Annotated in this window: 8 protein-coding genes and 1 pseudogene; 4 read left to right on the top strand and 5 right to left on the bottom strand. The window is 28.7% G+C overall.

The window, feature by feature from the left end; genetic code table 11:
- Nucleotides 1-44: 44 nt before the first annotated feature.
- From ispC to rpsB, 5 genes are all read right to left on the bottom strand, one after another.
- Nucleotides 45-1,238 (bottom strand): 1-deoxy-D-xylulose-5-phosphate reductoisomerase, encoded by a 1,194-nt coding sequence (gene ispC, locus M9409_RS01395; RefSeq protein WP_250227160.1) that lies wholly within the window; start codon nucleotides 1,236-1,238, stop codon nucleotides 45-47.
- 96 nt (nucleotides 1,239-1,334) lie between these two features.
- A complete protein-coding gene (frr, locus tag M9409_RS01400; protein WP_250227161.1) occupies nucleotides 1,335-1,901 on the bottom strand; it encodes a ribosome recycling factor in 567 nt (188 codons plus the stop codon).
- Between the two features lie 84 nt (nucleotides 1,902-1,985).
- Entirely contained in the window at nucleotides 1,986-2,711 is a 726-nt protein-coding gene (gene pyrH, locus M9409_RS01405; RefSeq protein WP_250227162.1) for a UMP kinase, read from the bottom strand.
- A gap of 205 nt (nucleotides 2,712-2,916) precedes the next feature.
- Nucleotides 2,917-3,723 (bottom strand): translation elongation factor Ts, encoded by an 807-nt coding sequence (gene tsf, locus M9409_RS01410; protein WP_250227195.1) that lies wholly within the window; start codon nucleotides 3,721-3,723, stop codon nucleotides 2,917-2,919.
- A gap of 102 nt (nucleotides 3,724-3,825) precedes the next feature.
- Complete coding sequence (gene rpsB, locus M9409_RS01415) at nucleotides 3,826-4,509, bottom strand: 30S ribosomal protein S2 (protein ID WP_250227163.1); 684 nt, start codon at nucleotides 4,507-4,509, stop codon at nucleotides 3,826-3,828.
- A 332-nt stretch (nucleotides 4,510-4,841) separates the two neighbouring features.
- On the opposite strand from rpsB, the pseudogene map reads away from it, so the two are divergent.
- The 4 genes and pseudogenes from map to recD all read left to right on the top strand — a co-directional run bounded on the left by map (nucleotide 4,842) and on the right by recD (nucleotide 12,902).
- A pseudogene (gene map / locus M9409_RS01420) lies at nucleotides 4,842-5,625 on the top strand (type I methionyl aminopeptidase).
- A 488-nt stretch (nucleotides 5,626-6,113) separates the two neighbouring features.
- Nucleotides 6,114-6,935 carry a 2,3,4,5-tetrahydropyridine-2,6-dicarboxylate N-succinyltransferase gene (gene dapD, locus M9409_RS01425; RefSeq protein ID WP_250227164.1) on the top strand — a complete coding sequence of 274 codons (822 nt, stop codon included), beginning with the start codon at nucleotides 6,114-6,116 and terminating at the stop codon, nucleotides 6,933-6,935.
- A 211-nt stretch (nucleotides 6,936-7,146) separates the two neighbouring features.
- Nucleotides 7,147-10,695, top strand: a complete 3,549-nt coding sequence (gene recB / locus M9409_RS01430) for an exodeoxyribonuclease V subunit beta (RefSeq protein WP_250227165.1) — start codon at nucleotides 7,147-7,149, stop codon at nucleotides 10,693-10,695.
- Nucleotides 10,696-11,003: 308 nt separating this feature from the next.
- Entirely contained in the window at nucleotides 11,004-12,902 is a 1,899-nt protein-coding gene (recD, locus tag M9409_RS01435) for an exodeoxyribonuclease V subunit alpha (protein WP_250227166.1), read from the top strand.
- Nucleotides 12,903-12,963 lie beyond the last annotated feature (61 nt).

A 12,963-nucleotide genomic window follows, 5' to 3' on the forward strand; every position in this document is an offset into this window, starting at 1 on the left:
TATGTAGTAATTCTGATAAATTTATTAAAGACAATATTATTTAATCATAGGATACATATAGATATTGCTTTTTCACGAGCTTTTTGATCAATATATAAAATATCTTCTATATCATTAGGATCATTTATATTTATTGCATCAAGTACACGACGAATAACATTAGGAATTTCGGTAAAAGCAATCATTTTATTCAAAAATGATTCCACGGCGATCTCATTGGCTGCATTTAGAGTAATAACAGCTGATTGACTACAATTATCAGCATCTATTGCTAGTTGTAAGCAAGGATAACTATGAGGATCCAATTGATCGAAATATAATTTGTTAAGATGACATATGTCTATATTGGACGATGTTTTTAATCCTATTCTATTAGGATAAGTCATTGCATGTGCAATAGGGATTCTCATATCTGGAGGCGCTAAATGTGCCAATATGTTTCCGTCTGCATAGTATACCATAGCATGGACAATGGATTGTGGGTGTAATAAGATTTCAATCTCACTCGGTTTAGCATTAAATAAATGGCGTGCTTCAATATATTCCAATCCTTTATTCATCATGGTAGCAGAGTCTACTGATATTTTACGTCCCATAGACCAATTAGGATGTACACAAGCTTGTTCTGGTGTTATGGCGGTCAATTGTTCTGGTGGCATTTTAAAAAAAATTCCTCCAGATGCTGTTAGCACAATACGTGATATACCGCATTCAGATAAAGATGTATTTCCCAAATTTTTCTGACATGTTACTGGTAAATTTTGAAAAATTGCATTATGTTCGCTATCTATGGGTAGTACACAAGCATGATATTGATTGGCTTCTCTCATAAATAATTTTCCACAAGTAACTAAAGTTTCTTTATTTGCCAATAATATTTTTTTACCGGCACGTAACGCGGAAAAAGTAGGTTTTAATCCAGCAATTCCAACTATAGCAGACATTACCATATCAACATCATCAGTTGACGCCAACTCACAGGCATGCATTATGCCAGATAATACTTTAATATCGCATTTTCCAGCAGTGATTAAATTTTTTTTCAACATCCGTGCTGCATCTTCAGATATCATACATGCATATTTGGGAGACATCGTTATGCACTGTTCTGTCATTACAGCAACATTATTTTTAGCGACTAACGCGTGTACAAAGAACTTGTCGGTATGTTGTTGTATTACAGATAGGGTAGCTTTTCCAATAGATCCAGTACTGCCTAAAATTGTTAAAGATTGCATATGCATAAATCAAATTATTCATTTAATTGTAAATATAAAATTTATTATTGCCCGTTAATATGTGTGTGGATATGTTATTAACATACGATTTAATATTTAAAATTTCATTAATTCTGATTCTTTTTCTGTGAGAATAATATCAATTTTTTTAATCCAAATATTAGTTAATTTTTGAATTTCATTGTGAAAAAAATGTTCTTCGTCTTCATTAATTTCCTTGTTTTTAAGTAAAATTTTGGTTTTATCATTAGCAATACGACGCACATTTCTTATAGCTATTTTACTTTTCTCTGCTTCAGAGCGTACCATTTTTATTAAAGTACGACGACGTTCTTCAGTTAATGCAGGTAATGTCACTCGAATAATATTTCCATGAGAAATAGGAATTAATTGTAAATCAGACATAAAAATAGCTTTTTCAGTTGATTTGATGATCTGATGGTCAAAAACTGTAATAGCTAAGGTACGTGAATCTTCTGCTACGGTATTTGCCAGTTGAGATAATGGAGTAGATATTCCATAGTAGTCTACTCGGATATTATTTAATATTTTCGGAGAAATGCGTCCTATGTGAATATTGTTTATATTTGTTTTGAAATTGTTAATACAATTTTTCATATGTATTTCTGAATCTATCTGAATATTATCAATTTTATTGATCACATCATATACCTCTGATTTTTATTTCTACATAAAAAAATTAATTTATATAAATTTAAATATGCATTTGAGTATACAATCCTTAAATTATTTGGTTATTAAAGTCCCTTCTTTATACCCCATTATTATTCTTTTTAACGCCCCAAGTTTATTTATATTAAATATACGTATTGGTAAATTGTGTTCTCTTGCTAATGTAAACGCTGTTAAATCCATAACTTTTAATTCACGATCTAATACGTCTTGATAACTCAATTGTTCATATAATGTAGCGTCAGGATGTTGCATTGGATCATTAGAAAATACACCATCTACTTTAGTTGCTTTGAGTACTACATCTGCTTTAATTTCGATACCCCGTAAACAGGCAGCAGAATCAGTAGTAAATAAAGGATTTCCAGTTCCAGCTGCAAAAATTACCACCCAATTATTAGATAATAAGTTAATAGCTTTCATCCAACTATAATGATCACATACTCCATTTAATGGAATAGCTGACATTAAATGGGAATGAACATAAGCATGATTTAATGCGCTTCTCATAGCTAATCCATTCATTATAGTGGCTAACATTCCTATGTGGTCTCCTACTATACGATTCATTCCGGATTTCACTAATCCAGCGCCACGAAACAAGTTGCCACCTCCCATAACTATACCTATTTGAATACCTATTTTCACTAGTTCTTTAATTTCTGTAACCATTCGATTTAACACAGTAGTATCGATTCCAAAACCTTCGGCGCCTTGTAGAGCTTCTCCGCTCATTTTAAGTACGATACGCCGATAAATTGGTTTCGTGTGAGTTACCATTAATTATATTCCTCACAAAAAATGGCATAAACAGGAGCAAACACTAAATTATTTAAAGTATAATATGCATATCAATAAATTATTCTGACTTAACCAATTTAATTAATAGTTTTTGTTGTTAAAAATATTGAATATCTTATTTTAAAAAACAATGATAATCTGTGTTAATTAATTAAAAATTTTAGTGATAGTATTAAATACTAATTTATATATCTTCACCTAATTCAAAGCGAGCAAAATTATTAATTTTTACGTGATACTCAATTAATAATTGTTCGACTGTTTTATTAATATCCATTATGAAGTTTTGTTGTGTTAATACAATGTCATTGATAAATTTTTTCATACGTCCTTCGGCTATTTTTTCTGAAATTTTGTATGATTTTCCAGATCTCATGGCAATATCCATTTGAATATGATTTTCACGAATCATGATATCTTTCGGAACATCATCTATGGTAATATATTTAGGGTTTTTAGCTGCGATATGCATAGAAATATGTTTCATTAAATCTTCAGTTACACTTCCGCTAGTAACAACTATTACCCCGATTTTGGATCTATGCACATAACATCCTAAAAAATTACCTGTTAAAACAATAAATCTACGAATGTTTATATTTTCTCCGACTTTTGCAATTAAATTAGCACGTTTCTCTGCAAATCTAGTTTGTAGTATATTAATATCATTAATTTTTTCATTCAATCCTGTGATAATAACAGTTTTAACAAACTCTTGAAAAGTACTATCTTTAGCTACAAAATCAGTTTCACAATTTATTTCTACCATGATACCGTATTGCCTATTGGATGCTATTTCTATTGCGATTAGACCTGATGATGTTGTATGTCCAGATTTTTTGATAGCAGTTTTTAAACCGGATTTTCTCATGTTATCTATAGCTAATTCAAGATTTCCATTGGCTTTAATTAAGGCTTGTTTGCATTCTAAAATACCAATGCTAGTACGTTTACGTAATTCTTTAATTAAATTGCTATTAATATCAATCATTTTTTCTTTCATAATAATGTCATCATATTAAGAATATATATGGAGAGTGTGATTACACATTTAATTGTCAATAAATTTATTGCGTAGCATTAATTATGTGAATCATTGAACATAATTTATGTGTATCATGTTAGATATTGTATTTAAATATAGATTAATTGCGCGTACAGCATCATCGTTGCCTGGAATGATAAAATCTATTCCATCTGGATTAGAGTTGGTATCAACTATTGCAAAAACTGGAATCCCTAAGCTATTTGCTTCTTTTATAGCAATATGTTCATGTGTTGCACCAATAGCAAAAATTGCGTCTGGCAGTCCGCCCATATTTTTGATGCCTCCTAAACTATTTTCCAGATTCATAAGTTCTCGATTCAAAATCAATGCTTCTTTTTTGGTTAATTTTTTAAAAGTACCGTCTTGAGATTGAATTTCTAAATCTTTTAGACGTTTTATAGATTGTCGCACTGTTTTCCAATTGGTTAGCATTCCCCCTAACCAACGATGATTAACAAAAAACTGATTACAAGCCATGGCTGTTTTTTTGACTGCTTCACTAGCTGCACGTTTGGTGCCTACGAATAAAATTTTACCCTTAAGCGAAGCGATTTTGTTTAGTTCAATTAAAGCTTTCTTAAACATTACATTAGTTGTTTCCAAATCAATAATATGTATTTTATTACGAACTCCAAAAATGAAAGGTTTCATTTTAGGATTCCAATAACGGGTTTGGTGGCCAAAATGGACACCGGCCTGAAGCATATCACGTATAGAAATGTTTTCCATTATATACCTCTATGAGTTGTTAAATAGATTACTTTTAATGGTTTCTACTGGTTATCAATATTTAAATATAGATAGATCATATATTACATGTTATAATAATTTTTGATAAGTTAAATACGATGATTAGTCGTTTACTAATACCCTAAGAATAAATAATTTAATACGTGTTTGTAAATAAAATATATTTATATTTAATCACAAATTAGTGCGAGTTATGCAATTAACTGTGATGCGATTGTCTTTTAATTAAATGTATGGATTTATGTATAGATCATGTTATGTAGCAACAAAAACATTGTGTATTTGTTAATGCGATTAGTAACATATATATTATGAAAATTATCATTAAAACACTTACAGATATAGCAAAAATGCGCATTGCTGGGAAGTTAGCAGCAGAAGTATTAGAAATGGTTGAAGCTTACGTGCAACCTGGCATTAGTACTGGAGAATTAGATGTTATTTGTCATAATTATATTACACAAATACAACATGCTGTTTCTGCTCCTCTCGGTTATCGAGGATTTCCCAAGTCTATTTGTACTTCAATTAATGATGTGGTGTGTCATGGTATCCCAAATAATTCAGATAAATTAAAAGAAGGTGATATTATAAATATTGATATTACAGTAATTAAAGACGGATTATATGCTGATACTTCACGAATGTTTATCGTTGGTCAACCGACAAGATTTAGGGTATCGATTATGCAAGATCACTCAAGAAAGTCTGTATTTGGCAATTCGTATGATTAAGCCAGGAATACGTTTAAAAAAAGTAGGTCGGTCTATCCAAAGGTTTGTTGAAAATCAGAATTTTTCAATAGTAAGGGAATATTGCGGGCATGGTATTGGAAAATTTTTTCATGAAGCTCCCCATGTATTGCATTATGATGCCGATGATGAAGGTGTGATATTGAAATCTGGCATGACATTAACAATAGAACCTATGGTAAATGCAGGTACTCGTCATATTTATACTGACAATGATGGATGGACAGTAAAAACAAGAGATCATAATTTGTCAGCACAATACGAACATACTATTGTTGTTACGGAAAATGGGTGTGAAGTGTTAACGTTACGTTCTGATGAGTCTCTATCATCAATTATTTAAAGAATCGTATTAATTGATAAAACCATGTATTTTTACACTAAATCATTTTTCGATGTATTTTAAATTATTTTGATAGATGAATTTTCATAAGTGCAAATTGTGATTATATGGAAATATATATGCATAGTATTTATTGTTTTTGGTGAAAATATAAAAATTATTACAATTATTATTGTTATTTAACAAACAACATTATTTAAATTATATATGCCATTTTAGTGGTGTACAATCTAAGTGATAATTTTATAGATATTAGTAGTTCTGCATCAAATCAGATTTATTGAATATAAATAAACTCTGTTTAAAGATATTAATAATTAATATAATAATCCTTAAATAAATATCACTTGATAATACGAAAGAGTCATTATAAATCATAATGATGTTAAATGTAAATTTATAATATTTATTTCAACAAAAATATTATTCTTCAAAGTCAATTAAAATAATACTCCTCGAATAAATCTATATTATAGGATATAGAACATATGAATCAATTACGAAAAACAATAGAAAGTGCTTTTAAAGAAAAAGAATATATATCAAAAAATAATATTGACCCTACCCTTGAGAATGCAATCCATGAAATTATGGATGGTTTAGATAATGGAAGATTGCGTATATCAGAAAAAATCAATGGTATATGGATAACGCATCAATGGTTAAAAAAAGCAATTATGCTTGCGTTTTATATTATGGACAATCAACTAATAACCTGGGGGAATGGTATTTTTTTTGATAAATTTCCTATGAAATTTTCTGGATGGGACACCACGCGTTTCGAAAGTAAAAAATTGCGTATAATTCCGCCAGCTACTGTACGTTATGGGGCTTATATTGCTCCTAATACAGTGATCATGCCTTCTTATATCAATCTTGGAGCTTACATCGATGTAGGCACAATGGTGGATACTTGGGCTACAGTTGGGTCTTGTGCTCAAATTGGAAAATATGTACATTTATCTGGAGGAGTAGGGATTGGAGGAGTATTAGAACCCATTCAAGATAACCCAACTATCATTGAAGATAATTGTTTTATTGGATCCCGTTCTGAAATTGTAGAAGGGGTGATTGTTGAAAAAGGTGCAGTGATCTCTATGGGAGTATTTATAGGTCAAAGTACTAAAATATATGATCGTGATAGCGGCAATATATATTATGGACGTGTGCCGGCTGGGTCAGTTGTAATTCCAGGAAGTTTACCTTCTCAAGACGGTTGTGTTAATACTTATTGCGCAATAATCGTGAAAAAAGTTGATTGTAAAACTAAAAATAAAGTTAAAATAAATGATTTATTACGTGATATATAAAATATTTTAATTATTTTAAAGTATTGTATTTTATAGGATATTTTTTATTATTTGATTTATCTATTTAAACGTAATTAATAATAATCAATTTTTATAAATAAAATATAAAGATCAGTGTTTTGATATTTTGTTTAAAATAAAATTATAACAATGTAGTTTTAAAAATTAAAAATTATAACTTCATTATTTTAAGTAAATGTAAACAATAATTATGTACACCTTAAATGTTTTGGATTTTCCTTTGTATGGCATCAATTTAATTGAGGCTTCAGCGGGAACTGGTAAAACATATACTCTTATAATAATTTATCTTAGATTGTTGTTGTGTTTAGGGAGTAAATCAGATTTTTACCGTCCTTTAACAGTCAAAGAAATACTTGTAGTGACTTTTACTAAATCTGCAGTACAAGAACTGCGTCATCGCATAAAGGAATACATTCATCAGTTTAGATTAGATTGTATGCGTGGATATAGTAATAATTTTTTATTGTCTAAGTTATTATTACAAATACATAATGTAGATTTAGCCATACATCAATTATCTGAAGCAGAAAAAAAAATAAATCAAGCATCTATTTTTACCATTCATAGTTTTTGTCAAAATATATTAAATTACAATACAATCGAATTAAATATGTTGTTTAATACAAATATTATTGATAATGAAACAATATTGTACCAACAAGCGTGCACTGATTTTTGGAGGCGGCATTTTTATGCACTTCCACTGAATATAGCTAGTTTAATTCAAGAATATTGGAAAGATCCAAATTCTCTTTTCAACGATATCATTCCTTATATACATAGATCTAGATCTAGTCTGCATTGTTACAATTGTAACATACATGAAGATAAAAAAAGTATCGCAACTTATTATGGACAGATTCTGGATTATGTCGATAATGTTAAAAAGGAATGGCATAAAAATAAATATAATATAATTACTGTTGTCAACTCTTATGACATTAATCGTAGGATATATAATAAAAATAACTTAATACGTTGGACGGAAAAAATTAATCAGTGGGTCGAACAGCCAACAATTGATCATACTATACCTAACGATTTACAACGTTTTAGAGTAACTGAATTAAAGATATATAATAATAGCAACAAATCTAATGGTGTATATGCTTTATTTGATTTGGTGGAAAAATTATATCGTCAATTATCGTTATTTAAAACATTAATATTTGAAATTGCAATAAATGAGATACGCAATGATTTAAATGATATTCAATATCGCAGATCAGAAATCACTTTAAACAATCTTGTTGACGTGTTATCTCATCATTTAGTTAAAGATAAAAAAAATAAATTAGCGCACATGATGCGAGCATGTTATCCGGTAACGCTTATTGATGAATTCCAGGATACAGATTGTCAGCAATTCAATATTTTTAGCTCGTTGTATGATAATAATTCAGAAAATGCTCTTATTTTAATAGGAGATCCTAAACAATCAATTTACGCCTTTCGTGGAGCTGACATATTTTCGTATATGAAAATACGTCGAACAATATCTAACAAATACAATCTTAATATTAATTGGCGTTCATCATTAAGTATGGTTAATGCTATTAATCAATTATTTCGTTCGGTCTCTAATCCATTTATTTTTGAAGATATTCCTTTTATTCCTGCAGTAGCTGCTAGTCGAAACAATATGTATCGGTTTTTAATAAATAATCAATCACAAACAGCTATGTGTTTTTGGTTACATCCCGATGAGATAGTTACAATAGATGACTATAAACAATCAATGGCACAAGAGTGTGCTGCTATTTTATATAATTTATTAAATGAAATACGTAATGGGACAGCTTGGTTGGAAAATGATAAATATAAAAGGAAACTAGAAATCTCAGATATAACTGTATTAGTACGAAATCATGAAGAAGCATCATTGATGTGTTCTGCTTTATCACAATTAAATATATCAACAGTATTTTTATCTAATAATAAAAATATTTTTGAAACAATGGAATCTTATGAATTATCATTATTATTACGATCAATTTTATTTCCAGAAATCCATACTATTTCTACTGCTTTAACAACTGTTTTTTTTGGATTAAATGCTACTGATATTGAAAGTATTAATAATAATGAATTTAAACAGGAAAGAATATTTGAAGAATTTTTTGAATATTATTCTGTTTGGAAAAAAAAGGGTGTGTATTTGATGATACAAAAAATAATTTTTCATTATAAAGTACCAGAAAAATTATTATCTACACGAGGAGGTGAAATTAGTTTAATAAATATTTTGCATTTAAGTGAATTATTGCAGGATGTTGCACAACAGTTACAAGATGAGAACGCACTTATGGAATGGTTAATGTTAAAAATAACACAACCCAAAAACAAAAGAATATCTGATCAAAATTTACGATTAGGTAGTAATCATCAATTAATAAAGATTAGTACAATACATAAATCTAAAGGATTAGAGTTTCCATTAATATTTTTGCCATTCGTAGCGGACTTTAATGGTGTAAAAAATCCCTTTTTTCATGATAGAAAATCATATAAAACTCATTTCAATTTTAATACATCTAAATCAAATTTAATATTGGCAGATGAAGAACGTTTATCAGAAGATTTAAGACTGTTATATGTAGCAGTGACTCGTAGTATTTATCATTGTTCTATAGGTGTTGGTCCAGTAGTACGACGACGATATAAAAGAAAATCTAATATCAATGATTTACATCACAGTGCCTTAGGATATTTAATTCAAAAAAAAATTGCTGGAAATGCAGTAACATTAAGGAAACATTTAAAAAATCTCAGTGTTTATTCAAATGGCGATATTTCCTTTCGTATTATTTCAAAATCGCAAGAACTATTTTCTAACATATCACCTGTTGTATCTAATCAATTTCTATGTGCGAAACAGTGGAAGACACCATCAAATTTTATTCCATGGAATATAACAAGTTTTAGTTCTTTAAAACATACTGATGTTGATGTTACGACGTGTTTAGATTTGGACAAACAATTAGATATCAGAGAACATGTTCAGAGCCGAAATAGTGATACTCCTTTGACACCACATACTTTTCCTGCAGGGAAAACATGTGGTAGTTTTTTTCATAGTATCTTTCAAATTTTGGACTTTAGAAAAATTGTAGATATAAAATGGTTATGTGCGCATATGGTGAGATATAATATTGATCCAATTTGGGGGTTTGTTGTTCGAGAATGGATATACATAGTACTTAATACCCCTCTTAATAATGATCATTTAACTCTTTCACAAATAATTCCTAATAATAAAAAAACTGAGCTTAAATTTTATTTATCTATTAATACGCGTTTATCATCGGAAGAATTAAATTGTTTATGTAAAAAATATGATTCTTTATCATGTAAATCTGCATCGTTGAATTTTTCGGATATTACAGGAATGTTACAAGGGTTTATTGATTTAGTGTTTCGTTGGAATCATCGATATTATTTATTGGATTATAAAACTAATTGGTTAGGTAAGAACAATGAGGATTATGTTAATTCTAAAATAACACAAGAAATGGTTAAACATCATTATGCATTACAATATCAATTGTATACTTTAGCGTTGCACCGATTTTTACGTAATAGACTCGTGTCTTATAATTATGAGAAAGACTTTGGGGGAGTATATTATTTATTTATACGAGGTATGGATGGGTCACCGTTGAGTAATGGAATTTATTTTTTTCGTCCATTGTCAACATTTATTAATAAATTAGATAATTTATTTTCTAAAAAATAATCTGAACATCGTTATTATATTCTATTCTATGGAATGGTAAAATTATATCTTAAGTAAGATAATATAGATGTCATTTAATATATGAAATGATTAGAGTGTATATTTATTGTAATAAATATACATGTTGGATGTATATAATAATTATGCAAATAGATGATTTACATCTAAAAGAATAAATATAGATTATTAAGTGAAATTTTAAAAATTATAATTATCTGTGTTTAATTAAAATACAGTTTTTTGTTTTTTAAAACATATAACTTAATATATGGATCGTACAATAATTTTCTCTTTTCTTCTTCTATTATATGAAAGATGTTGTTAAAAAAATTTTAAAATTAGGATTGTGGCATTCATTAGACGTGCAATTTGCTGATGTATTGGCCCTTCCCATTTATGATGACAATAATATAAAAGAGGCATTAATTTTAGCTAGTGCAACTTTAAGTGCTAACGTTAGGATTGGTCATGTTTGTTTACCTTTATGTTTTCTTACTCCTGATAAATTATTTCAAGGAAATTATCCTGAATTAACGAATACGATATGTAGAAAATTAGGAAAATTATCTATAACTGATTGGCAAGAATTATTGCTTTCTTGTCCCGCGGTTAGTGATGGATCGCGGGTCACCCCATTAATATTGGAAAATAAGAATTTGTATTTACATCATATGTGGAGAGATGAATGTATAGTCGCTCAATTTTTTAATCATAAATATCAATCAAACATCTTTCAAAAAGAAAAAATAATTTATGTATTAAATCAATTATTTCCTGTTTCTTATACAGAAATTGATTGGCATAAAATAGCCACTGCTATTGGAATAACACATCATAGAGTATTAATTTCTGGAGGACCTGGAACCGGAAAAACATCTATTATAGCCAAGATAATAGCAGCATTATTGTTATGTAATAACAATAATAATTTAAATATCAAGATTACTGCTCCAACGGGAAAGGCAGCGGCTCTTTTGACTGAATCTTTTAAAACAACAATTAATAATATTCCACAATTAAAACAGTATTCTTTGCGTAATTTACCAGAAAAAGCTACCACTCTACATAGTTTACTTCGAACATTATTATATACAGAAGAGATGCAATATAATTACTTCAATTTTTCGAATTTAGATCTGGTAGTGATTGATGAAGCTTCTATGGTTAGTTTGTCTATATTAGCTCAGCTAATTTTAAGACTTTCTCCTCAAACGAATGTAATTTTGTTTGGTGATCAACATCAATTATGTTCAGTGGAACCTGGATCTGTATTTAAAGATGTGTGTCAATTTTCTAATTTTTTTTATTCTCCTGAACGTCATCAAGAACTTATAGATCTTACAGGTTACACATTGCCTGTTGTATCTCCTTCTGAATCATCTATGCATTATAATTATAATAGTATTATTGATGGTACATGTATACTAAAGAAAAATTATCGATTTAGTGAAAGTTCAGGAATTCATCAATTATCTAGCGCTATAAATGCAGGAGATTATATTAAAACGTTGTCATTATTAAATTCAAATATATACAAGGATTTATATTATATTTGTTTCGTAGATAAAAAAAGCTATATCACTATGATTCTTAATTGCGCAATGAAATATTCTAACTATTTTAAAAAATTGAAACACACTAAAATATTAACAAAAAACATTTTAGAGATTTTTTCTTATTATAGAATATTATGTGCATCACGTGATGGTCCATTTGGGGTAATAAGGCTTAATTATTATGTTGAACAAATATTAAATGAGAAAGGATTAATTCAATTAAATAATTCTAGGAACTATATAGGTAGACCGATTATTATATTGCGTAATAAACCATCATTAGAATTATATAATGGAGATGTTGGAGTTTTGTTGTTAAATGATCAAAACAAACTGTCTGCATATTTTATTTCATCACAAGGCGGTATAAAAGTTATACAAATATATCAATTGCCAGAGCACGAAACTTGTTTCGCTATGACTATACATAAAGCACAAGGCTCTGAATTTCAACATATCTCAATAGTATTATCTGATAGACATACACCATTACTAACGCGAGAATTGTTCTATACTGCTGTCACTAGAGCTCGTCAATATCTTTGTTTATACGCAACAGATCACGTAATAATAAGCAGCGTCAATTTGCCTACACAACGTTATAGCGGGCTATATAATAAAATAAAAAATAATATAATGTCTATGGTTTAAATAAATAAAAATTTTTTTATTTTATACTTGGCATTATTTGCCAATGTAATATTTGTATTGT

The organism is Blochmannia endosymbiont of Camponotus sp. C-046, from assembly GCF_023585865.1.
Taxonomy (GTDB): Bacteria; Pseudomonadota; Gammaproteobacteria; order Enterobacterales; family Enterobacteriaceae; genus Blochmanniella.

Coding starts and splice junctions, on each gene's coding strand:
- dapD (WP_250227164.1), top strand. CDS start 6,114: ATGAATCAATTACGAAAAACAATAGAAAGTGCTTTTAAAGAAAAAGAA.
- recB (WP_250227165.1), top strand. CDS start 7,147: ATGTACACCTTAAATGTTTTGGATTTTCCTTTGTATGGCATCAATTTA.
- recD (WP_250227166.1), top strand. CDS start 11,004: ATGAAAGATGTTGTTAAAAAAATTTTAAAATTAGGATTGTGGCATTCA.
- rpsB (WP_250227163.1), bottom strand. CDS start 4,509: ATGGAAAACATTTCTATACGTGATATGCTTCAGGCCGGTGTCCATTTT.
- ispC (WP_250227160.1), bottom strand. CDS start 1,238: ATGCAATCTTTAACAATTTTAGGCAGTACTGGATCTATTGGAAAAGCT.
- tsf (WP_250227195.1), bottom strand. CDS start 3,723: ATGATTGATATTAATAGCAATTTAATTAAAGAATTACGTAAACGTACT.
- pyrH (WP_250227162.1), bottom strand. CDS start 2,711: ATGGTAACTCACACGAAACCAATTTATCGGCGTATCGTACTTAAAATG.